The organism is Marinoscillum sp., from assembly GCF_040222955.1.
Lineage (GTDB): Bacteria > Bacteroidota > Bacteroidia > Cytophagales > Cyclobacteriaceae > Marinoscillum.
The window spans coordinates 76,360-100,582 of sequence record NZ_JAVKCA010000008.1; the positions used below are offsets into that span (position 1 = coordinate 76,360).

Below are 24,223 nucleotides of genomic sequence, written 5' to 3' on the forward strand. Positions count from 1 at the left end.
TTTTCAATCATTGCCCGATGCAGAAGTGCTTCCCATCAGAGATCAATTCCCCACGTGAAACAGGGCATCGCCCCTATTGATCACAGGGTGATTATTCACAGCAATGATGTATCCTTCCAGTGGGGACTTAATGTTTATCTGGTACGTACCGTATGGATCGCATACTTCACCCAGTATTTCCTTGGGGATTATTTTAGACCCGTTCCGCACAAACGAGTAGTGCAAACCCGCCGATTTGGCACGAACCCAGGTGGACTTATTGATCAGGATGGTTTCCCGCTCTGGCTTGGGTGCCGAATCCTTCATTTTCAGGTGTTTCATCACCCGCTGCATCCCGGTGATGCCCTCATCGATGGCACTCTTTCTCAAACGAAGTGACTCACCACCCTCATAAACCAATATTCTCTTGCCATGCTTAAAAGCTTCCTTTCTGAGGGATTTCTCGCGATAAGGAGAGTTCAGGATGAACCTGGTGCCAAAGGCCTGAGCAAGCTCAAGGTTCTGTGCATCGTCTGTCTGCACCCTGATCTGAGGTGAGTTATTGATACGAGCGCCGCCTGTATGGAAATCCACTCCATAATCTATGTGAGGGATGATTTCCTCCATCATGAAGTGCGCCACCTGACTGGCCAGGGAGCCCGTTTTGGAGCCTGGAAACGACCTGTTGATGTCCTTACCATCGGGCACATCCCTGGAAAAATTGATAAACCCATAAATATTGATGATGGGAATGCAAATCACCGTACCGGCATCCACTTTGTAAAGCTTCTCACGGATGATCCGCCGCATGATCTCCACGCCATTGATCTCATCACCATGCATACCCGCCAGCAGCATCAATGTGGGGCCTTCTTTGGGTGCCCGATAGACAATAATCGGGATATCAATGAGTGTACCGGATGGAAGTTTGGCAATGTTAACATCGATCTTTTTGGTCTTCCCTACAGGAATATCCACCCCGGCTATGCGCATATGTTATTTGTTTGGCTGATAAAACGAACTGAAGTTACAAATTCTTTTGATCCATGTCCAAATCCGAACTCCATACGGCAAGCGCTTTGTGAAAACTCTCTGCAATATCAGTTCCGAGTCCTTCATGCCATTGGCCGTCAAACTTCTGACTCACCTCAAGCTCAAGGCCCAAATAGTACGCTCCAGAAAACCGGGTGCGCAAATAAGTGGTAAATCCGTCATCTGCTCCGGCATAGGGCTCATTGTTTCTAATGACCAGCGATGGCCTTATCCTGCTTAATCCCTCATGCCATGTCAGGCAAAAATCAGCTTCTGCAACTCGTGCCGTATCGAATAAGAAACCGATTTCCACTTCCCTTTTTTGACCAAAAAAAACAGGAGTAAAGGTGTGTACGGAAAGGTGCACCACCTGATGACCTTCATCGATAAGTTCACCGATTTGGGCCTCCACCCCATCTCTGTAAGGCTGGTAAAACGTGTGTTTCAGCTTTTCTTTATCCTCTTCAGACAATCTTGTCGAATACCTGGAGAATAACTGAGGGTGGTCAAGTGATCTATTGACCTCAATGAGTAACCGCGAATAATCATAGGTTATCAGTGGAGTCTTTAACTCACCTGAAATAATCCGGGCCAGGTTCAGGGCTCCTGGATCCCAGCCAAGATGGGTCTGAAGGTCACTGTGTGCGTCGGAGAATATGCCCTGATACTGGGAAGGGATCTGATTACTTGCGTGTTCACAAGTAATCAGAGCTGCCACCTTTTTCATGGAATGAAAAGCTGATCCTGGTGGAGGCACTGTGCCAGTTTCGCGTAGGTTTCCTTTAGCCTCTCATCTGAGAAATCTCCATTGAGGGTGGCAACGATTCTCTCTGCAAGTGTCCCCTGCGCATTCAGCTGTTCCAGGGTTTCCATCCAGGGCTTCATATACTCGGGCAGGGCCTGCCCCACTTTCTGTATGGCATCCGCCCAAAACTGTCTACCTGTGACCGGCTGATCATATCCCCAGGCACTGAAGTAGGCCGGGTCCTCTATGAGTGCCACGCTTCCCGACTTTACACAGCCTTTGAATACGTCATACAGGTCCTCCGTTTCAAATGTTTCCTGCACATCAAAGCGCACCAGTTTTTCTTTGACCAAAAGCTTTACCAGGCCAGTCACCAAAGCCACGATGGCCAGGTCTGCACTCACACACTCCTGAATGTCGATAATTCTGATCTCAATGGCGCCCCTGTCAAACCTGGCCATGGCACCCCGTGAATTCAGCCATACCGGCTTTAAAATGTTATCTGTATCAAACGGCTTGATCGCTGCTGCAATCCGATCATAAACATGCTTTTGATAGGCATATTTGCTGAATAATTTTTCAGGGATCACCTTCCCGGTAAGCACGGGAATCTTGGACTGATTCTTTTCGTAGTAGTACAGTCGCTTGTCCATGTATCCGGTAAACTTTCTGTCCAAAACCGGGCTGGCAGCCGTCAGAGCCGGGATCATGGGCATCATAAACCTGATGGCGGTGTGCAGCCTGGCAAACTCCTCATCATCGTAAAAAGGCAGGTTGATGTGGGTGCTTTGAAGGTTAGACCAACCATGCCCTCTGCAGCTAAAAATGCGGTCATAAGCCTGGTAAATCTCCTGACTTTCATGCTCCCATAGCCTGGTCTCCTTGGCGGGATTCATCCATGGATGGGCGGCAGAGGACATGAGCATAGCTCCGCTGGTGGCCAGTTGGCCATTAATTGCCCTCACGTCCAGCACAAACTTATCTCTCAGCGCTACAAGGTCTCCTGTGGGGCCATTAGACTTCAATTCGATTACGTGGCTCACCAGCTCATTACTCCATGCCGTGAGTCCCTGATCCATTTCTCCTTCTACTTCACCCTCGGCATTGCGAAGCAGCACATCTGCTATCGGCCTGACATCAAGTGAAGATTGATCGGTGATCATGTATTCGAGTTCTACGCCGTAGCCCTCGAACAAGTGGAGGCGGGATGTTTTTTCCATGGTTCTTAAACCAATCGGTTCATAAATTCCTGCATGATCGTTTGGTAGAGTTGGTGCTTAAGCACAGCATCTTCCACTCCTTCATCCAGGTTGGGGTTATCATTGATTTCTATAATATAAAATTTCTTGCCTCTTTGTTTGATGTCCACTCCATAGAGCCCATTGCCGATAAGGGAAGTAGCTTTTACAGCCAGATCTATTAGAGCTTTCGGTGCATCCTCCACAGCAATGGTATCTGCATCCCCTTCATCCGGGGTACCCGAGCCTTTCCAGTTCACTATCTGCCAGTGATCGGCGGCCATGTAATACCTACACACATACAGGGGCTTTTTGTTGAGTACACCCACCCGCCAATCAAAATCTGTTGGTATAAACTCCTGTCCAATGACCAGTTCAGAGGTTTGAAAGAAATCTTTCAGCACCTTGATCAGCTCAGCTTCATTTTTTGCTTTTTTCACCCCTTTAGAAAAGGAACCATCGGGCTGCTTCAGGATGATCGGATATTCGAAACTTGAGGCATTGATCTGGCTCATCTTATCCTTCTTGATGATGTAATAAGCCGGAGTGGGGATACTGTGGGCTCTGAGCAACTCACTGAGATACACCTTATTGGTACAGCGCAGGATTGATTCCGGGTCATCCATCACCACCAGCCCTTCTGATGCTGCTTTTTTGGCAAACTTGAAGGTATGATGGTTGACATTGGTGGTTTCGCGAATGAACAATGCATCGTACTGAATGAGCTTGGCAAAGTCATTCCTGGTAATAAGGTCCACATTGAAACCCACCTTTTCCCCCGCTTTCACAAAGTTCTGAATGGCCTTCTTATTGGACGGTGGAGTCTCTTCCTCAGGGTTGATCAAAATCGCCAGATCGTATTTCTTACGACTGTATTGCTTGTTCAATTTGTTTTTGCCCTGGAGATATTCATCCAGTGCTGTACGCAAGAGCCCTTTTTGATCTTCGGGTAGTTCACTCAGGTTCAATGGTTTCAGCTGAGTGAGCATCCATTTGTCCTTTTTGGCAAAGCATGCCTTGAGGATAGGTACCTGAAACAGGTTGAACAACAAGGTGCTGATCCTGGTAAACTGTGGCTGATATACCTGTCCCAAACAAATGATGAGGTCCAGCTTATCACCTGCTTGCTTTTTGAGGCTTTGCTGTATGATATCATCAAAGTCCTCAGCATCTTCTCTCACCAATGCCGGAAAGCGAAAATCCTGAAGGGTGGTGATCTGAGGCATAACTTTATGCCCACGGGCCTCCGCCAGCAGGGACACATAATACCCTACACTCTGATACTGGTAACTTTTGCAAAGATTGACGACTTTATACTTTCGGGACTTCTGGTAAGTCTCGTTGGAAAAGTAATCACTTGGTGAAATCAATTCTACATCATCCGGCAGGTCCTTCCACTCGTCCTGTCGCTCTGTTACTATCAGTTTATAAGCCATTGTGCTTTGGGGATAAAATCAATAAGTTAGCATCATAGGTGACTATTCCCAATAAAATGGAGTTAATCAGCCGCTGAAGGGATACACGATAATGTTGAGTGTCGCTAATGGGGTTGGCTTCCAGCGGATCGGCTATCTGTGCCACCCTGTTCACAGGATCGTAGCCATACACCACTACAAAATGCCCCGTTGGCTCCCCTTTTATGTCATGGTATTCATTGATGGCCCCGATCTCTCTGGAACAGTTGTAGAGATAGGTAGCACTCAGCCCGGTCAGTATGGGCTTGTTTTCATTCAAAACCTTCTTGATGAGCTTGGTGTTTAACTCCTCGAATTTGATTTCCCCACCAAGGCTCAAAAACTTGAGGTATGCATTGGCAGCCACATGAAATCGCTTGGCGGTTTTATAAATCTTCTGCTCTTCCAATTTGGCGCGGAGATCCACCCCCTGACTAAACCAGGTAGGGTCAAACATGTGGAGGTTGTAGGTGTACAGTGTGGCTTGATAGCCTCTGGCCAGTGCGTGATTCCCCAGCATCACGCCCAAAGTGCCTCCGCTCTTCAGGGTTTTCACCTCTGAAATAACCTTTTCCAGCGGCATTGGGTCATTAAAATACTGATAAACTGCCTGAAGGCAGGTTGGCCCACATGTTTCGTCGTTGGGCTGTGCGTGGATGTCCAAACTTAAAGTCCTGGCATCCAATTCGGGGTTTTTGATCAACGCTTTAAACGTCTTCTAAATCCTTATTGATAATCAACCGGTTTCCTCGATTGTAGGTAAAATAATTCCATACCCAATTTAAGAAAACCAAAAATTTTCTTCTTAACCCAATAATGGAGAACAGGTGTACAAACATCCAGACAAACCAACCAAAAAAGCCTCCAAAAGTAATATTCAGGGGGGCATCCACCACGGCTCTGTTTCGTCCCACCGTCGCCATCGTTCCTTTGTCCACATATTTAAATGGCTTCATGGGTTCTTTGCTGAACAACCGCTTCAGGTTTTCGCCCAAAAGGTCAGCCTGCTGGATGGCCACGGGGGCCAATTGAGGCAGCCCTTTGGGATACTCCTCATCCACCTGCATGGCTACATCTCCCACCGCATAAATGAACTCATGTCCCTTCACCAGGTTGAATTTATCCACCAAAATACGCCCTCTCTCCACAGCTCCTTCCCTCAGTCCGGGGATGGTATTGCCTTTTACTCCCGCTGCCCAAATTAAACAGTTGGTCTTGATGCTGGTGCCATCATTGAGATAGGCCGTTTCACCATCATACTTCTCCACAAGCTTTCCATACTGCACGTTTACCCCGAAATGAGTAAGGTATTTAGCAGCCTTTTGTCCGGACTTATCAGACATGGGTGGCAGCACCCTGTCCGCCCCTTCTATGAGGTGGATTTTCAATTTTGTAAAATCAATCTCCGGATAGTCCTTAGGCAGCACGTGCTTCTGTAGCTCCCCTATGGCCCCGGCCAGCTCCACCCCGGTAGGCCCCGCGCCTACTATGACGATGTTCATGAACTTTTCCAAAGCCTCATCCTCTGCTTCGTCCAGTTGGAGTGCCTCCTCAAAGTTGGCAATGAGTTTTGTTCTCAACTCAATGGCATCGCTCATCTCGCGGAGTTTGAAAGCATTTTTTTCCAGTTGTTTGTTGCCAAAGAAGTTGGTAGTGGCACCGGAGGCGATCACCAGAATGTCATATTTCAAAAAACCAAGATTGGTCTCTATCTTCTTTTCATCCGCGTGGATTTGAGTAACCTTGGCCATCCGGAAATGGAAATTTTTATGATCCTGAAGAAACTCTCTGAGGGGGCTGGATATGTCCCCCGGGCTGAGCCCCGCAGTGGCCACCTGATAGAGCAATGGAATAAAAGTGTGATGGTTGTGTTTATCCACCATCACTATCTGCACTTTTTGTTTGCTGAGTTTCCGTACTAACTCGATGCCCGCAAAACCGCCTCCAATAATCACCACGCGGGTCATCCCGGTCCAGGGTATTCTTTCAGTGATTTTATTCCTCCTTTGTACGGGTGCTTCAGTCAATTCTTCCACTTTGCCTTTTGTTTTATTAATCAGATCAGGTTAAATCTTATTAACCTTGCCATTATATAAACACGCAAAATTACAACGAGATTCATAGAAGAATGGACACCCGGAATGGCGATATTTTTAAAATAATTTTCAGACATGGAAAGCAGTAAAAAAGTAGTGAATTCCTGGTGTATGTACGACTGGGCCAACTCTGTATACAACCTGGTGATCAACACCTCTATTTTCCCGATTTACTACACAGCGGTGACCGCCAATGAAGCCAATTCTGACAAGGTGAGCTTCTTTGGATTTGAGATGATCAACTCTGTCCTTTACAGCTATGCACTTTCTCTTTCTTACCTTTTGTCGGCACTTATCCTCCCGCTACTTTCTGGCATAGCCGACTATACCGGCGAGAAGAAGAAGTATCTACGGATATTCACCACACTAGGTGCCATCGCCTGTATGGGCATGTTCTTTTTTACCTCCGACACACTGGAGTGGGGCATTATCTGTGTACTCTTAGCCAGCCTGGGTTATAGCTCCGGACTGGTGTTTTACGATGCCTATCTACCTGAAATTGCGCCAGCCAGCATGACTGACCGAATCAGTGCCCGGGGCTATTCCTTTGGATATGCAGGCAGTGCGCTGATGCTTATTCTTAGCCTTGTTCTAATCACATTTTATGAATCATTTGGTTTTGCCGATAAAGGTGACGCCACCCGTACCGTTTTTTTACTAGTAGGGCTGTGGTGGATTGGCTTTGCACAGATTCCACTCAGGCATCTCCCGTCCAATGTCTTCAACCGAAAACCCACCGGCAGAATCCTCCTCAATGGCTATCTGGAGTTAAAAAAGGTCTTTTTGGCACTGAAACATCAGCCCAATATCAAGAAATACCTGCTCGCCTTCTTTTTCTTCAATATGGGGGTGCAAACCATCATGCTACTGGCCACACTTTTCGGCACTAAGGAACTCAAGCTGGGGTCTGGGGAGCTCATTCCAGTAATACTGATCATTCAATTCGTGGCCATCGGGGGTGCTACACTCTTTGCCCGAATCTCCGACTGGAGAGGGAACATTTTCTCACTAAGTCTGATGATTTTTATCTGGGTGGGCATTTGTGTGTTTGCATACACCATCACCTCGGTCAATGAATTTTATATCGTTGCCGTCCTGGTAGGCCTGGTGATGGGAGGAATTCAGGCTCTTTCGAGGGCCACGTTTTCCAAACTGATCCCTGTGGACACCATGGACCATGCTTCCTATTTCTCTTTCTTCGACGTAACTTTTCACATCAGTGTAGTACTTGGCACCTTTAGCTATGGATTTATCGAGCAGATCACGGGAAGCATGAGAAACAGTACACTTGCCCTGGCTTCTTATTTTGTCATCGGTTTTTTGCTTTTGATCTTTGTGAAAATGCCCAAAAACCAACATGCAAAAACTTAATCTACCATCCAGTGACTTCAAGTTAAAAAGCGAGGAGGGCAATCAGTTTATTTTCGACATTGTCCGAAAAAAATATCTGGTACTCACCCCCGAAGAATGGGTGAGACAGCATTTTATTCACCTCATGGTGAATCATCTGGCCTACCCAAAGTCACTGATCAAAGTGGAAACAGGTCTTGCTTATTTCAAATCGGCCAAGCGAAGTGATATCGTTCTTTGCGATAGGGAAGGCGGTAATTTTTTATTGGTAGAGTGTAAAGCTGCCGATGTGAAAATAGACCGAAAGACCCTGAATCAGATCAGTGTATACAATAAGGAATTAAAGGCCCGCTATGTGGCTATCACGAATGGCCTCCTGCACTTTATCTGGGAGTATAGCAGTGACCTGAATCAATACACCCAACTCAAGGAATTTCCAAAATTCCATTGAGCATAAAAAAAGGGTGTCAATGCGACACCCTTCACTTCTATTAACCAAAGCTTTATTTCTACAAAAATTTCTCAGCCGGAGCAAAAGGAAGATTGAAGGCTTTTGCTACCCCTTCGTATACAATTTCTCCGTTGATGACATTCAGACCAAGAAGTAATTCTCTATTGTCCTGACATGCCTTTTTCCATCCTTTATTCGCCAGCTGCATGGCGTATGGGAGGGTAGCATTTGTAAGTGCCAATGTAGAGGTATACGGCACAGCTCCTGGCATGTTGGCCACACAGTAGTGCAGGATACCATCAATCACATAGGTAGGATCCTGATGTGTGGTAGGTCGGCAGGTTTCGATACATCCACCCTGATCCACTGCTACATCCACCAGAACTGTACCAGGGTTCATTTCCTTCAGCATATCTCGTGTGATCAGGTGAGGTGCCTTGGCACCTGGTATCAATACTGCACCTACGATGAGGTCATGGTTTCTGATCAGTTCGCGAATATTGAACTCATTGGACATGAATGTATTCACGTTGGCAGGCATTACGTCATCGAGGTATCGCAATCTCGGCAGGCTCACATCCATAATAGTGACATCTGCACCCATACCCGCAGCCATTTTCGCCGCATTGGTACCAACCACTCCACCACCCAGGATCAAAACCTTGGCAGGACGAACACCTGGTACACCTCCGAGTAAAATACCTCTTCCACCCATAGGTTTCTCCAGGTATTTGGCTCCTTCCTGAATGGACATTCTACCGGCTACTTCAGACATAGGCACCAAAAGAGGCAGAGATCTGTCTGGTTTCTCTACGGTCTCATAGGCAAGACAAACCGCCCCACTCGCCATCATGGCTTTAGTCAGCGGCTCGTAAGAAGCAAAATGGAAATAGGTGAACACCAACTGATCCTTCTTAATCAGCTTATATTCAGGCTCTATTGGCTCCTTTACTTTCATGATCATCTCAGCGATGGCATAAGTCTCCTCTATGGTGGGGAGCACCGTGGCTCCAGCCTCTTCATATTGCTCATCTGTAAACCCACTACCCAGACCGGCGGTAGATTGTACATATACTTGATGTCCGTTTTTAGAAAGTTCAATGACACCTGCAGGGGTGACAGCCACTCTGTTTTCGTTGTTTTTAATCTCCTTTGGAACGCCGATAATCATAATTTTGAGTCAAATTTGGGTGTTTATTTGAGCAAAGATAAATGGCCCAAATCACAAATAATTAGCCGTTTTGAAATTCGATAGAAGCAATCACCCTTATATCCTTTATTGAAATAATATTCTGTTTAATGCTCCAATTCGGAATATTATATTTTATGAAAACGATTAAACTCCTCCTTTCAGTAACTTTATATCGTTATTTCAAAGAAAATTCCCGCTAATTTATTAGATTTGTGATAGTTCTTTTTCATTCTCATTTTTACATAAATTCTTCCTATGAGTCCCGTGAAAACCAGCAAGAAGACCAACCTGAAAAAAGCAGAAATACTCGCAGATTATGCCCTGGCTATTGAAAGCCGTGAGGATAGTTTGATTGGGCGTAAGGAGGTCTTTATGGGCAAGGCCAAATTTGGAATTTTTGGTGACGGGAAAGAACTCGCACAGATCGCTGCGGCCAAATACTTTCAAAATGGAGACTGGAGATCGGGATATTACCGTGACCAAACGTTCGTCATGGCCATCGGCCAGGTGACCTCCCAGCAGTTTTTTGCGCAGCTTTATGCGCATACAGATGTGGCGGCAGAACCTGCTTCTGCCGGACGAATGATGAACGGGCACTTCGGCACCCGATCCATTAACTCCAAAGGAGAGTGGCGCACCTTGACAGACATCAAAAACAGCAGCTCTGACATCTCTCCTACTGCCGCGCAAATGCCTCGCCTGATAGGCTTGGGATGGGCTTCCAAACTCTACAGAAATAACCCAAACCTCAAAGATTATAAAGATTTTTCCATCAATGGAAATGAAGTGGCCTTTGGCACCATCGGGAATGCTTCTACCTCAGAAGGTCACTTTTTTGAAGCCATGAATGCCGCCGGGGTGCTACAAATCCCCATGGTGATGTCGGTCTGGGATGACGGATACGGAATTTCCGTTCCACAAAAATATCACACCACTAAAGAATCTATCTCTAAGGCACTGGCGGGCTTTCAGCGTACCGAAGACCAGGCCGGAATAGAGATATTTGCCGTAAAGGGATGGGACTATCCCGCCCTGATAGAGACCTACCGCAAGGCTGTGAAAATAGCCAGGGAAGAGCATGTACCTTGTCTGGTGCATGTGGAAGAACTCACACAGCCCCAGGGACATTCGACATCCGGCTCACATGAGCGCTACAAGCCTAAAGACCGACTGGAATGGGAGAAAGGACATGACTGCCTCCTGAAGATGCGCAAATGGATGGAAGAAGAAGGAATCGCTTCGGCCACCGAGCTGGATACACTGGAAAAAGAAGCCAAAGCCAGGGCTAAAAAGGCACGTGAAAATGCCTGGAAGGATTACATGAGCGAGATCAAAGAAGACCTTAACCAGGCGATCGAATTGATCGGAAAAGCTGCACTGACCTCCGACAACAATAAGATCCTGCAGCAAATAAAAAATGACCTGAAAAGCTCCCTGAATGCCCTAAAAGCTGACATTGTGAAAGCTGTAAGAAAGAGCCTCAGGTACCTGACTGACAATAACTCTGAAGAAAAGAAGCGACTTCAGGATTGGCTGAAAGAAAAGCAGCAAAAATACAAAGACGAATACAGTTCACATCTCTACAGCCAGTCTGCAGAATCGCCTTTAAATACGGAAGCTGTGGCCCCGGTCTTTGGAGAAGAATCCAAACTGGTGGACGGACGAGAAGTTGTTCAGGCCTGCTTTGATGCGCTTTTTGAGCGCGACCCACGGGTGATCGCCTTTGGAGAAGATGTTGGTAAGATTGGCGACGTAAATCAAGGATTCGCCGGCCTGCAGGAAAAATACGGGGAAATCAGAATTACAGACACTGGAATTCGCGAGCTCACTATCATTGGGCAAGGCATTGGGGCCTCCCTGAGAGGCCTGAGGCCTATTGCTGAAATCCAGTACCTCGACTACCTGATTTATGCGCTCCAGACCCTATCAGATGATCTGGCCAGCCTTCATTACCGCATGAAAGGAGGCCAAAAGGCGCCACTCATCATTCGTACCAGAGGGCACCGACTGGAAGGTGTATGGCACAGCGGATCTCCCATGGGGATGATCATCAATTCTCTGCGTGGTATACACGTGCTGGTGCCCAGAAACATGACCCAAGCTGCAGGATTTTACAATACACTGATGGACGCTGACGATCCGGCCCTGATCATCGAATCTCTCAATGGTTACCGTCTGAAAGAAAAAATGCCCCAAAACATTGGAGAGATCAAGGTGCCCCTTGGGATTCCGGAAACCCTCCGCGAGGGCACGGACATCACACTGGTCACTTATGGCAGCATGTGCCGTATCGTGATGGATGCCGCCCAGCAACTGAGTGATTTCAATATCTCATGTGAGGTCATCGACGTGCAGACCCTTCTTCCGTTTGACCGAAACAAGGACATTGTAGAGTCACTGAAGAAAACCAACAAAATTGCCTTCATTGATGAAGATGTGCCTGGTGGTGCCTCGGCTTTCATGATGCAAAACGTACTGGAAAGGGATGGTGGATACTTCCACCTGGACTCAAAGCCCATCACCATCACTGCCCAGGAGCACCGACCTGCCTATGGTACGGATGGAGATTACTTCTCGAAGCCGAGCACGGAAGATGTATTTGAGAAAATCTATGCGTTGATGAATGAGATAAATCCTGATCGGTATAAGGCTATTTTGTAGCCTGTGATTCGATCTCTGGTTTTAGTCTCTGTTGAGGGTAATCTTGCTGAGGGTAAGATCCGGTGATTCTACCTCATTGCTTTTATTCAAATCCCGATCGTAGATGTAGAATTTGACCTTAAAAGTGTCTGCCCGAAGAATTATCGGGAAGCCCGCTGAAAGCATGGCGTAGCTAATGGTACCACTCAAAGAGCGGCCAATGTTTTCCCGGTCAAAAATGGGAATACGCCCATTAAAATCTACCACATCGCAACTCGCATTACCAAATTCGGAAGCAAAATCTATTTTGGTGTATGCACCATTTTTCTTCCTCAAAAATTCAATATGAAGGTTGTTGTGAAATGGGTTTTTTTGAATGTAAAAAGTATCACTACCAATGTCTTCATAATCCCCTACCTGATAGCTACTGCAATTAAAGGGGGGCCTGTTATCCGTTTCACTAAAAGGTGTAACGTTTTTTAATGGATCTACGAGATAAAGAGGTGGCTCCACGAGCGGGTCAGAATATCGAACCACGGAATCCCGGGAATCAATGACAATATTGAATGGGTGGTAGGGCGTGAAAATCTCATCTGCGGTAAGACCAATGTCTCCATCGCCATCCTCAAACTCAAATTTCAATACCATGGAATCCCTGGCAGTCTCATAGTCAATGTACTGAAGGCTGCTGAAGCGAATACTGGGAATGTCCGGAAATTCTGGTGGCGGAAAACAAGCACTGACCAGCAGTGTGATTAAAATTATAGATATTTGAGCTTTTCTCAGGTTCATACTCGTTAAAGACAAAACTATTATTTCTTTCCCTTATTGTGGATATAACCGATGTTTGATTACGAAAATTTCAAATCCAAAATATTTTCTATTCAGCCCGAAAATTTTCAGATCAATGCACTGGAGGTCTTTGCCTATCAGTACTTCCACAACCCTACCTATCAAATTTACTGCCAGCATCTCGGAAAATCCCCGGATAACGTTCACTCTTTACAAGATATTCCTTTTTTACCCATTGAGTTTTTCAAAACCCATCAGGTGATGACCGGACAATGGGAGCCGGAGAAGGTTTTCATGAGCAGCGGCACCACAGGAATGCAAAGAAGTGAGCATCATGTGCGCGATCTGAGCTTCTATCATCAGATAGCTCAGGTAATTTTTGAAAGCCATTACGGCCCTCTCCCGTCTATAGAGATCATGGCGCTCCTTCCCTCCTATCTGGAGCAAGGAGACTCCTCCCTGATTAGCATGGTGGATCACTTTATGCGCCACAGCCACCCCTCCAGCGCTTACTATCTGGGAGATCATTCATTTCTTCGGCAAGCAATTAACTCCTCAGACCGCAAAAAGTTGCTCATTGGGGTATCCTATGCATTACTAGACGTGACGGATGAAACAAGGCTTTCTGCCGACAACCTGATCATAATGGAGACCGGCGGCATGAAAGGGCGAAGGAAAGAAATGATCCGAACTGAACTACATGAGGTACTAATGAAGAACTTCTCCGCATCACACATTCACTCTGAATACGGCATGACTGAACTTACCTCCCAGGCTTATGCAGTAGAAGGGCAGTTCGCTTTCCCCCCATGGGCCAGGGCACTGATAAGAGACATCAATGACCCATTCACTTTTCTGCCTGCCGGGCGAACCGGAGGCCTGAACATTATTGACCTGGCCAACATAAATTCATGTTCATTTCTGGAAACCAAAGACCTTGGATTGGAGAGTAAAACGGGTCATTTTGAGGTACTTGGTCGCTTTGATAACTCAGATGTGAGGGGATGCAACCTCTTGGTATAATAATATTAATGCCGACAATTAGGTGATTTTTTTTGTTTAGAACTAAAGTAAGTGATATTTTTGAGAAAGGTAACCAACCAGAGTGTTCTATCCTTTTAGAAAAATAAAGCCGCTCATGAAATTGAAATTTGTAATTATCGCACTCGTAATATTAGGTTTTTCAGCCTGTACCCAAAAGACATGCCCAACATACGCTAACGTAGATGTTGAGCAGCAGCTTGTTGAAGAAGCGGCCAAGGTATAAGCCCTTAAATCTCTACGTATTTTATCACATCCTCCTTCGTAATCTGAGCATTTGACATAATAATCAGTCGCTCAACGATGTTACGAAGTTCTCGTATGTTTCCTGTCCATTTGTACTTTTGAAGTAATTCAATAGCCTCTGACCCAATCTTCTTGGGGGCCGTGCCATACTCCTGAGACACCTGATTGAGAAAATGATCCACCAGCAAAGGAATATCATCACTCCTATCCCTCAATGCAGGCACATGTATGATCATCACGCTCAGCCGGTGATATAAGTCTTCCCTAAACCTTCCAGCCTCAATTTCTTTCCTCAGATCCTTGTTGGTAGCCGCCAGCACCCTGACGTCCACCTTAATGTTTTTATCCCCACCTACACGGGTAATCTGGTTTTCCTGAAGCGCCCGAAGCACTTTGGCCTGAGCTGACAGACTCATATCACCTATTTCATCTAAAAAAAGGGTTCCACCCTGAGCTTGCTCAAATTTCCCACTTCTTTGCTTGTGCGCTGAGGTAAATGACCCCTTTTCGTGGCCAAACAACTCACTCTCAATAAGCTCTGACGGGATTGCGGCACAGTTCACTTCGATCATCGGACCGGCACTGCGCTGACTCTTTTCATGGAGCCACCTGGCCACAAGCTCTTTTCCCGTACCATTTTCTCCTGTGATCAATACCCTTGCCTCAGTAGGCGCCACTTTTTCAATGGTTTCTTTGATCTCAACAATTCCTGCTGACTCTCCAACGATATCATACCGACTGTTAATCTTTTTCTTCAGTCTTTTAGTCTCAGTCTGCAGGGTAGAATTGCTGAGCGCATTCCTGACAGTGAGTAACAGTCTGTTCAGGTCCGGGGGCTTCTGAATAAAGTCAAACGCTCCTTTCTTGGTGGCGTCTACAGCCGTCTCTATAGTCCCGTGAGCCGAAATCATAATGAAAGGAACATCAATACCACTCTCCATGGCTTTGGAGAGAAGCTCTACTCCATCCATTTTAGGCATCTTGATATCGCAGAGCACCGCATCAAAGCTTTGCTCCTCCAGCAACGCCCAGGCAGCCTCACCGTCCGGGGCTTCACTCACTTCATAAGATTCATCCTCAAGGATATCTTTCAGGGCTTGACGAATGGTTTTTTCATCGTCAACAATCAATATATGAGACATGTAAAATGAGTTAAAAATAAAAAAAGCAAGTCTATAAGCCGGGTCCTGTATCCTGCTCCGGCAATATACCAAAACAGAATGCTCATCATTTATCTAGCCCTGACGTCACCATCAGGATCCATCAGCCTACCCATTCTGCATTTGGGCGAGCAACCCTTAGAGCAGAACCTATTTGGCCTTTCAGCCCGCAAGGTTTACCATGCACCCTTGCTCACACAAGAGCCGGTGAGCTCTTACCTCACCTTTTCACCTTTACCCAATCGAAAAAATCAAAAGGGAAGTTTGTTTTCTGTGGCACTATCTGTCGCTTATCCATTCCTGAATTAGCGCCTTCCTGTTAGGAAGTGCGGTGCTCTACGCTGCCCGGACTTTCCTCTCTGACTCCTGTAATTATGGGATCAGAGCGATGAGCCGACTTGCAATGGCAAAAATAGATAAATCAGAAGACATCCTGACCGGTAATTTTAAACTCCCACTCATCGGCGGTATAAGCCACCTCTGTGATCATCTCTTCGATAAGACCCTCATCTGTGTGATCCAAAAATATGGAAGTATCCACCTTCAGAAAGCCATCCTCCACAATGAAGTTGGTATGTACAAAATCCTTGCTTGCTTCCAATACTGCCGGGTAGTCAATGGGATGATCCACACTGCATACCTTGGAGGTCACCTGTACAGTCTTTCGATTGTATTTTTCGTGGTCCACAACCCGGGCTATCACAGTCTGGAATCGCTCGTCCTTTAAGGGAATTACAAAAATTGAATGGTTGTCATCATATTCCTGATACTCTCCACCAATTTTATTGGCAAATCTTTTACTAAAATCTTTAAAGTCCATGATGTTTTTTGGTTATGGAAATATACAAAAAAATCAGTTCTGAGAAAGTGCCCGCTTGTAGGTTTCTATAGCGCGCAAGCGCGCTTCTTTATGTGGAACCATGGGGTCGGGGTAGTCAGGGCTGCCATACTCTGGCACCCAACGTCTGATATAGTTCAGTTCCGGATCAAATTTCTCCTGCTGGCTTTGCGGGTTAAAAACCCTGAAATAGGGTTGTGCATCCGTACCTGTACCTGCTGCCCACTGCCAGCCACCATTGTTACTACTCAACTCAAAGTCCAGGAGCTTCTCCGCAAAATAGCGCTCACCCCACCTCCAGTCGATCAGGAGGTGCTTAGTCAGAAAACTGGCAACTACCATTCTCACCCTGTTGTGCATATATCCTGTGGCATTCAACTCACGCATACCCGCATCTACCAGCGGATAGCCCGTCATCCCACGGCACCACTGGTCAAACTGTGTCTCATCATTGAGCCATGGAATGCGATCATATTGTGGCTTGAAGGCCTGATCTGTCACTCTGGGGTAGTGTGCCAATATCATCATATAAAATTCCCTCCAAATCAGCTCGCTGAGCCATCTTTCAGATAGTTGCTGAGCCCTGCGAACCAAGTCCCTGATGCTCACTGTACCAAAGCGCAAATGCACTCCAATCCTGGAGGTACCATGCTCAGCAGGGAAGTCTCTTTTAGATGCATAATTGGAAATTAACGCATCACTCACTTCAGCGGTAGGTAAGTTGAGTTTGGTACGTTCAAATTTCATCTGGCTCAGGGGTGGTATTTCCCTTCCCTCAATTGTCAGGAGGGCTTTCAGGTCGGCTTCACAGTCGTACTTCGTCACCCCCAGCTGACGGAATTTTTCCAACCATTTATTCTTATAAGGAGTGAAAACCTTGTACGGTTCTCCTTCTTTGGTAAGAATTTCACCAGCTTCAAAAATGACCTGATCTTTAAAAGTGAAGAAACCCACGCCTTTGGTTTTCAAACTATTTTCCAAAGCAGAATCCCGCGCAGTGGCATATGGTTCATAATCACGATTGGTGAAAACGCCATTGACTTCATAATTCTCCAGGATCGATTTAAAAACCTCCTCAGGAGTGCCATAATAGACCTGCAGGGTGCTTCCGTAAGTGTGATAGTGAGCATGCAGCTTAGTGACCTGATCATGTATGAAGGTGACCCTTGGATCATTCCTATCCTCCAATTCGTCTAATATATTGGAATCAAAAATGAAAATGGGCAAAACAGGAAGTCCATCGGTCAGAGCATAATGAAGCCCGGCGTTATCATGGATCCTAAGATCTCTACGGTGCCAGAAAATATTAATCTTAGCCATGGCATGAAAACCCGATCCGGCAGGAATAGTTTAAACAATGAGGCAATTATCCCTCCTCGTTAGCTGCGCGTTCCTTACTCATATCTTTAGGCTTGCTGGAGATGGCTTCTTCACGGGTACGGGTGAGCAATTCTCGCAGATCATCAAAGGACTTGATGTACTGAAAGCTCACCCCGGTTTCCCTTTGCAAATCGTTAGCTATTTGCTCTGTCTTGCTGAAAGCCTTCACCCTGAAATGACCATCAGGAGTCAGCAAATACCGAATGGACCAATCGCCAATTACGTCATTTGTGGTGGGGTCATCTGCTCCGCCGCTGGGTATGGCTCCACCACCACTTACACGCAGGCGCCCATCCATGAAGGTATAGGACAGGCGAAGTTGGAACGTGTTGAAGGCATTGGCATCAAGAGAAGAGAGGTCTACATCCACCTCCAGGTTTTCATCCACCTGACTAATGAAATAAGAAAACTGATTGGAAAGGAACTCACTGAGACTACCACCTACATCACTACCACCCACATTGAAGCTGGACTGCCTGTAAAACTTACGGAGAATAAGTAAGCTAAAGACCTGTCGCTTCAATTCCTGTTCGTTATTATTCATGACACTCAATGCCCGCTGTACTTCGGATGTGGGCGAAGACTGAGAATCCTCGAGTCTGATCTCAAAATCGATACGCGGGGAAAGCATTTCACCCTGTAGTTTCAATACTACCAGCACAGGATATTTTTGACTGACCGCACCCGCATCGGTGGTTCCATCAAACTCATCAAAAGAAGCTAACTGTCTGTAACTCGCATTGAGGTTCAGTATGCCCGAATATGGATCTCCGTACCACGAAATAGTGCTTCCGGAAGAAACGGTAAATTCCTTGCTTATGCCAAGCGCCGGAATGGTGAAATTATAAGCGCCCTCAGTAATACTGAGATCACCAAAAAGCTCAAATTCTCCGTTTGTATCCAAAAACATTTTGAGGTTGCCATTTCCCCTTCCTCGGATAATGTCTCCAGTCCTGATATCAAAAATCAACTCAACATACGCATCTGGGGTCACATCAATTTCAAAATCCAACCGAATGCCTGAAATGCTGTTTTTGACGATTTCATCTATATCAAAAGTGCTGGTGGTGTCAGAAAAATCCACAAAGGAGATATAATCCTTTTGAGAGATCTCACTGCTTTCTGACAGGGGTATGAATAGTTTGGTACCTTTCTCCGTGGTGGCCTTGGCCTTAATGATCAGGTCCTCCACAGGCCCTACGACACTGATATCCCCTGTGGCATTGGCTGTACCGTAGTACAGACTATTTTCAGAAGCAGTGGTATTCAGCAGCTGAAAATCCCTCACAGCCATGTTGATATCCACTTCGAGTTCGCGAAACCCACGATGATAGATAGATCCGCTCAAAGTGGCCCTGTCATCATCACGATCCCTGAGCCGGATCCCATTGAAATTAATCGCCTGGTTGTCGAAGGATAAATCCCCGTCAAATGAGTAAGTGGTGCCCAGATAGTCAAATGTAAAACGCCCGTTGGAAACACTGCTTGAGCCGTTGAGTATTGGGTACTTTGTGGATCCGGTGATTGCAATCTCTCCATCCGCGAGCCCGCCAATATCAGAAAACAAGCCCTGTAAGAATGGGTCCAGCAATTGGAGATTGGCCTGATTGAAGCTGGCCTTAACATCGAGCTGCTCCGCCGAGTCTCCGGGAATATACATGCCCCCGATGGTAATGGTGTTAATGGCTTCCCTCTGTACGCCAAAATCCACTTCCAGTCCGCGCCTGGCTGGATTCCATTTGGATCTGCCAGATACATTTCCCACCACAAATTCATTCAATTCGAAGGCATCTACCTTCAGGTCACTATCAAGAATAAAAGGGTTTAGCAAATCTTCCCTGATCAGCTCAACGGTGGCATCCAATACACCCCCGAGACGAACCGGAAGAAGCGCCCCCAGGGCCTGCAAGTCAAAATTTTGAAACGACAAATTCAGGTTAGTGGCGGCACTGTCTGTATAGGTGCCTTTTAAAAGAATGGATTGATCATTTTGATACAACTCCATCCTGTCAATGAACAATTCCTTCTCTGTGAGGGTGATTTTATTATAGGGGTTGAAATACCATCGCTCACCAAAAGCCACCAATTTTGATGGCAGGAAATTGAAGGTAATCCTATCGTCCAGTAGCTTCATTTCCCCATTTATATCTGCCGAACTGTTATTTTGAGGCTGAGCTATACTTGTATTGAAACTAATTTTATTATTAAACCAGACGGCTTCAATGGATAAATTCTTTGTAGGCGGGTTGTCTTTCCAAGCCTGTTTTTGCGAGTTCACAAAAACCGATGCAATGATCCCAGCCGAATCCAGGTCCTTTGACAAGTTTACATCGATGGTATTCTGATTGAAGGAAAACCCATTGAAATACACCGAGTCTATTTCAGAGAAAACAGATAATGTGGCATTCTGCCTTTGGTAATAGGTGCCCTCAAGTACACCCCGAGGGGACAAATAAAAATCCTCTTCGAAGACCAGGTCGGTATATCTGGAGATATCACGGTATCTGACCTGAAAATCAATGGCATAACTATTCATTGCATGCTCTGCCGGCACTTTCTCCTGATCTCTGGAGTAGTCAGGACTGAAATAAGCCTCCAGTTCAGAAGCCATCGTTTCAAAATCCGAGGATATCTGAGAGAAATAAAAATCACCTTCCAACTCAACCTCCAGCTCTGGCAAGGTAAGTTCAATCAGTCGGTGCCGCCCTACTAATGAGGAGCTGAGCTTCACAGAATCGAGTTTCAATGAATCCCCCGACCATCTCAATCCCAGGTTATCTATTCTCACGTTACCCTGCAGACTATCCAGGCTAAGTCCGCTCAGGTCAGCATCCAACTGCCCGTTGATTCTCCATTTGGTCTTAGTAAAGCCCAGCGCAAAAAGATCCAGTGTATCGATCTCTGAGAATATTTTTACCTTTTCCGGCACCTGCTTCAGGTCTACACTCCCCTCGGTAAAGACCCTACAGTTAGGATCAGTAATTTCCAGTTTGCCCTCAAAAAACTGAGAAGAAAATTGGCCATTGGCCGTGATACGCTCATACTCGTACCCGAAGATTTCGGACCTAAACACCTCTGCATCCAAATAGAACTTTGCGTTTTTCTGGGTCAGGCCCTGACCGTCTATCTTTCCTTCCAGGTTCACCCTGCCCACAAGCATCGTATCCCCAATGACTTTGCCCACATTAAAGTGGTCGAGCTTCAGCTTTCCAGAGTAGCTGGCCTCTGCCCATCCCCTGGGGAATTTCAGGTTCAAATCAGAATAGACTTTGCCCTCATTCGTATCAAAAGAGGCATGGGCCACAAAATCGTTAGTAAATCCCAAAAACCGGCCAGAAAAACTAATCTCACCCAAATCTTCCAATTCCTTCAGTGAGGTAGTTGTGAAAACCTGCACATCCTGTGGATAAATCAGGGCTTCTTTCACCCTTGCGTCTATAAAAGTCTCTTCGATCAGGGGTAGCCCCATGAAATCAAAACTTCCCTCCAGGTGTGTTCCTGTTCCAAAATCCAACTGAAGGTTACTCAAAGAAAGCCTCGGAACGGGACCAGAGATTTGTGTGGATATATTTACTTCGAAATCATCTGTAGGCAAGTCAACAAAAAACGCAAGGTCCCGCTTTGAAATGCGCGAGTCCACCAGATTCACATCCAGCGATACACTGTTAGTAAAGTCTGATAAGGCCGAAAAATCTGAATATTTCAGCCCGAAATGATCCTTAATATAGGAATGCTGAGTTTCCAGCACCAAATCACTCAGGTCTATTTCATGGCTATTCAGGGTAAACTTTGTTTGCAACCTTTCCACCGTAAGGCCGGTTGCTGGATTCCTCGCGGCCAGTGATCTGATCTCGGTCTGTATGGTATCCCTCACCACCGTAAAGTCCGCAAACGTAGCTCCAGGTATTTCCAATAAGAAATGTCCATAATCAAACTTCCCCTGAGGCAAGCTGTCATTCAATTGATTGTCATAAGAAAACTGGAATTGGTCAAGCCTGATTTTACCAAGAGACAATTTCGGAGCTGCACGTCTGGACAGCGTGTCCTGCTTTTGAGGGGCTAGTGCCCTCAGGTCGTTAATAAACTCAATGAGGTTGATATTGAGCGTGTCCTGATACTTCTTCATATGCAGTGCCCCATCTCTCAAATAAATCTGATCAAACCACAAATCTCCCTCTACCAGCAGATGATCCAACTGATAATCCACCTGAAGGTTACTGGCCGAAATCATCACATTATCCTGATAATCTTTTACTTCCAGCCCTTTTATTTCCACAAAATCAAACCATTTGATGTTAATGTTTGTAAACTTTGCGGTTTGTCGGGTGTTTACGTTGATTAGCGCCAGCACCTCGTTGGCAATATAATTTTGTAAGAAGGGAGTTTGCAAGAGCAAAATCAAGATGACCAGGAAAATAGCGATGCTAGTGATGCACCAGAAAATCAGCTTTCTGAGCAAAACAACCGCACTTCTAAATGTAATCTTTCCCTTCAAATCCCGTAAAATTCTGTTCTGATGAGTACCATGATATTAGGTATAGAGTCATCTTGCGATGAAACCGCCGCTGCTGTGTGCAAAGATGGAAAAATAATCAATAACATAATTGCAACTCAATCCATCCATGAAAGTTACGGAGGGGTAGTCCCTGAACTGGCCTCACGTGCACACCAAAAGAATCTCATTCCGGTGATTAACGAAGCATTGGTGGCCGCCGATATAAAAATGTCAGATTTAGATGCCATTGCCTACACACAGGGACCAGGACTGCTCGGTGCCCTGCTGGTGGGGAGCTCCTTTGCCAAAAGCGCAGCCATGGCGCTGGATATACCCATCATTCCCATTAACCATATGCAGGCTCATGTACTGGCACACTTCATCGAAGATCCCATCCCTGAGTTTCCCTTCCTATGCCTGACCGTAAGTGGAGGGCACACTCAAATCGTAAGGGTAAACAGCCATCTGGATATGTACATCATAGGCCAAAGTAAAGATGACGCTGTTGGTGAGGCTTTTGATAAATGTGCCAAACTTTTGGGTGTGGGATATCCGGGCGGACCTAAGATAGATCAACTGGCCAAAACAGGAGATTCGAAAAAATTCAATTTTCCACATAGTGATATTCCAGACCTTGATTATTCGTTTTCCGGGATCAAAACAGCCTTCATGTACTTCCTCAGAGATGAGATGAAAAAGAATAACAGATTCATCGACGAAAGTATCAATGATTTGGCCGCCAGCCTGCAAGGCACTCTGATAGACATGCTCTTTGTGAAACTCACAATGGCGGCTAAAAGAGAACAAATAAAAAACATAGCCATTGCCGGAGGTGTTTCTGCTAACAGCGGCTTGAGGAATCGGTTATTGTCAGATGCCGATAAATATGGATGGAAGGTTTTTATTCCAAAATTTGAGTACTGCACTGACAATGCGGCCATGATAGCTACAGCCGGCTATTACCATTTAAAAGCAGGCAAAACAGGCTCGCTGCGGGATAGCCCTCAACCGAGAATGTCATTTTCCTAGCCAATACTTTCCATTACACCTTCAACTTCATTATTTTTAGAATTGACCAGTAAACCATGACAAAAAATACCTCACGTTTTTCAAATAACATTTCGATCAAAAATCGGAAAGCCAGTTTTGAATATGAGTTCATAGACAAATATGAAGCAGGTATTGTATTGAAGGGCACTGAAATCAAGTCCATTCGTGAGGGCAAGGCTAGTGTGCAGGAAGCCTATTGTTACCTCAAAAATGACGAGGTATTTATCAAGAGCATGAACATCTCTCCGTATTCCAACAGCTCATTTGCCAACCACCAGATCACTCGTGACCGCAAACTCCTCCTCAAAAAGAAAGAAGTAGAAAAAATAAAGACCAAAACAGAAGAAAAAGGGTTGACCATTGTGCCAACGAAGATGTACATCAACAGTCGTGGATTTGCCAAAGTGGAAATTGCTGTGGCCAGAGGTAAAAAACTTTTTGATAAAAGAGATAGCATCAAAAAGAAAGATCAGGATAGGGAACTCAAACGGTTAAAAATCTGAAATGAGTACTGTACTGGTATTAAATGCGGATTTCAGTCCCCTCACAGTATGCTCTGTGGAGCGCGCATTTTTGCTGGTCTTCCTCCAAAAAGCTGACACCCTCAGCCACGTGAAAGAAAAATCACTGCGGAGTGTATCTCGTGAGTATCCGTACCCCTCGGTGATTAAGATTCATAAGTATGTGAATGTCCCATATAAAGGGGTCATACTCACCCGTCACAATGTCTTCAAGAGGGATCAGTTTTCCTGCCAATACTGTGGTACCGGCAAGGACCTGACACTTGATCACCTGATCCCTAAATCTAAAGGGGGAAAGTCATCCTGGACCAACCTGGTCACGGCCTGCAAGCACTGCAATGCGCGAAAGGGTGACTACAGACCCGAGGATGTGGGACTGAAGCTCTCCAGCATGCCTGTGAGGCCCTCTTACGTGATGTTCTTAAGATCTACCACCAAGAGCCTGCGGGAGGACTGGATACCCTATCTGGAAAGGAAGGCAATAGCCTGACGATGACTTAGAAAGAATAAATTGTTCAATATT

Annotated in this window: 19 protein-coding genes and 1 other RNA gene; 7 read left to right on the forward strand and 13 right to left on the reverse strand. The window is 45.8% G+C overall.

The features are described 5' to 3' along the window. Nucleotides 1-42: 42 nt before the first annotated feature. Genes RIH33_RS06115 through RIH33_RS06140 form a run of 6 tightly spaced genes read right to left on the reverse strand, consistent with a single transcriptional unit; the run spans nt 43 to nt 6,484 of the window. Entirely contained in the window at nt 43-972 is a 930-nt protein-coding gene (locus tag RIH33_RS06115; RefSeq protein WP_406654116.1) for a succinylglutamate desuccinylase/aspartoacylase family protein, read from the reverse strand. A gap of 34 nt (nt 973-1,006) precedes the next feature. After that, complete coding sequence (locus tag RIH33_RS06120) at nt 1,007-1,738, reverse strand: N-formylglutamate amidohydrolase (protein WP_406654118.1); 732 nt, start codon at nt 1,736-1,738, stop codon at nt 1,007-1,009. Next, nucleotides 1,735-2,976 carry a glutamate-cysteine ligase family protein gene (locus RIH33_RS06125; RefSeq protein ID WP_406654120.1) on the reverse strand — a complete coding sequence of 414 codons (1,242 nt, stop codon included), beginning with the start codon at nt 2,974-2,976 and terminating at the stop codon, nt 1,735-1,737. Before RIH33_RS06125 ends, RIH33_RS06120 begins: the two co-directional genes overlap by 4 nt. A 5-nt stretch (nt 2,977-2,981) precedes the next feature. After that, on the reverse strand, nt 2,982-4,430 hold the full coding sequence (locus tag RIH33_RS06130; protein ID WP_406654122.1) for a RimK family protein: 1,449 nt from the start codon (nt 4,428-4,430) through the stop codon (nt 2,982-2,984). Continuing rightward, the gene (locus tag RIH33_RS06135) at nt 4,420-5,151 is read right to left on the reverse strand and encodes a C39 family peptidase (RefSeq protein ID WP_406654124.1); all 732 of its coding nucleotides are present in this window, start codon (nt 5,149-5,151) and stop codon (nt 4,420-4,422) included. Before RIH33_RS06135 ends, RIH33_RS06130 begins: the two co-directional genes overlap by 11 nt. Nucleotides 5,152-5,155: 4 nt before the next feature. After that, the gene (locus tag RIH33_RS06140) at nt 5,156-6,484 is read right to left on the reverse strand and encodes an NAD(P)/FAD-dependent oxidoreductase (protein ID WP_406654126.1); all 1,329 of its coding nucleotides are present in this window, start codon (nt 6,482-6,484) and stop codon (nt 5,156-5,158) included. A 135-nt stretch (nt 6,485-6,619) separates the two neighbouring features. Here RIH33_RS06140 and RIH33_RS06145 point away from each other — a divergent pair, with 135 nt between their 5' ends. Together RIH33_RS06145 and RIH33_RS06150 are read left to right on the forward strand one after the other, a co-directional pair. Beyond that, a complete protein-coding gene (locus RIH33_RS06145) occupies nt 6,620-7,915 on the forward strand; it encodes an MFS transporter (protein ID WP_406654128.1) in 1,296 nt (431 codons plus the stop codon). Continuing rightward, nucleotides 7,902-8,345, forward strand: a complete 444-nt coding sequence (locus tag RIH33_RS06150; protein ID WP_406654129.1) for a type I restriction enzyme HsdR N-terminal domain-containing protein — start codon at nt 7,902-7,904, stop codon at nt 8,343-8,345. Before RIH33_RS06145 ends, RIH33_RS06150 begins: the two co-directional genes overlap by 14 nt. A 58-nt stretch (nt 8,346-8,403) precedes the next feature. On the opposite strand, the gene ald is transcribed toward RIH33_RS06150, so the two are convergent. Next, nucleotides 8,404-9,516, reverse strand: coding sequence for an alanine dehydrogenase (gene ald / locus RIH33_RS06155; protein WP_406654131.1), 1,113 nt, complete (start codon nt 9,514-9,516; stop codon nt 8,404-8,406). A gap of 276 nt (nt 9,517-9,792) precedes the next feature. Here ald and RIH33_RS06160 point away from each other — a divergent pair, with 276 nt between their 5' ends. Then, nucleotides 9,793-12,198 carry a thiamine pyrophosphate-dependent enzyme gene (locus RIH33_RS06160; protein WP_406654133.1) on the forward strand — a complete coding sequence of 802 codons (2,406 nt, stop codon included), beginning with the start codon at nt 9,793-9,795 and terminating at the stop codon, nt 12,196-12,198. A gap of 21 nt (nt 12,199-12,219) precedes the next feature. On the opposite strand, the gene RIH33_RS06165 is transcribed toward RIH33_RS06160, so the two are convergent. Next, entirely contained in the window at nt 12,220-12,969 is a 750-nt protein-coding gene (locus RIH33_RS06165) for a hypothetical protein (protein ID WP_406654135.1), read from the reverse strand. 51 nt (nt 12,970-13,020) lie between these two features. Between RIH33_RS06165 and RIH33_RS06170 the strand changes: the two genes are divergently transcribed. Then, entirely contained in the window at nt 13,021-13,992 is a 972-nt protein-coding gene (locus RIH33_RS06170) for an acyl transferase (protein WP_406654137.1), read from the forward strand. Between the two features lie 248 nt (nt 13,993-14,240). Here the strand turns inward: RIH33_RS06170 and RIH33_RS06175 are convergent, their stop codons facing one another. The 5 genes from RIH33_RS06175 to RIH33_RS06195 all read right to left on the reverse strand — a co-directional run bounded on the left by RIH33_RS06175 (nt 14,241) and on the right by RIH33_RS06195 (nt 22,129). Further along, nucleotides 14,241-15,398 carry a sigma-54-dependent transcriptional regulator gene (locus RIH33_RS06175; protein WP_406654139.1) on the reverse strand — a complete coding sequence of 386 codons (1,158 nt, stop codon included), beginning with the start codon at nt 15,396-15,398 and terminating at the stop codon, nt 14,241-14,243. Between the two features lie 18 nt (nt 15,399-15,416). Continuing rightward, nucleotides 15,417-15,821: RNase P RNA component class A (gene rnpB, locus RIH33_RS06180), an RNA gene on the reverse strand. Nucleotides 15,822-15,837: 16 nt separating this feature from the next. Continuing rightward, entirely contained in the window at nt 15,838-16,236 is a 399-nt protein-coding gene (locus tag RIH33_RS06185) for a hypothetical protein (RefSeq protein WP_406654141.1), read from the reverse strand. A gap of 33 nt (nt 16,237-16,269) precedes the next feature. After that, complete coding sequence (locus RIH33_RS06190) at nt 16,270-17,574, reverse strand: cryptochrome/photolyase family protein (RefSeq protein ID WP_406654143.1); 1,305 nt, start codon at nt 17,572-17,574, stop codon at nt 16,270-16,272. 46 nt (nt 17,575-17,620) lie between these two features. Beyond that, complete coding sequence (locus RIH33_RS06195; protein ID WP_406654144.1) at nt 17,621-22,129, reverse strand: translocation/assembly module TamB domain-containing protein; 4,509 nt, start codon at nt 22,127-22,129, stop codon at nt 17,621-17,623. A gap of 21 nt (nt 22,130-22,150) precedes the next feature. Here RIH33_RS06195 and tsaD point away from each other — a divergent pair, with 21 nt between their 5' ends. Genes tsaD through RIH33_RS06210 form a run of 3 tightly spaced genes read left to right on the forward strand, consistent with a single transcriptional unit; the run spans nt 22,151 to nt 24,190 of the window. Beyond that, entirely contained in the window at nt 22,151-23,158 is a 1,008-nt protein-coding gene (tsaD, locus tag RIH33_RS06200) for a tRNA (adenosine(37)-N6)-threonylcarbamoyltransferase complex transferase subunit TsaD (protein ID WP_406654146.1), read from the forward strand. Nucleotides 23,159-23,214: 56 nt separating this feature from the next. Then, nucleotides 23,215-23,682 carry an SsrA-binding protein SmpB gene (smpB, locus tag RIH33_RS06205; RefSeq protein ID WP_406654148.1) on the forward strand — a complete coding sequence of 156 codons (468 nt, stop codon included), beginning with the start codon at nt 23,215-23,217 and terminating at the stop codon, nt 23,680-23,682. Nucleotide 23,683: 1 nt separating this feature from the next. Then, complete coding sequence (locus RIH33_RS06210; protein WP_406654150.1) at nt 23,684-24,190, forward strand: HNH endonuclease; 507 nt, start codon at nt 23,684-23,686, stop codon at nt 24,188-24,190. The last annotated feature ends 33 nt before the right edge of the window (nt 24,191-24,223 follow it).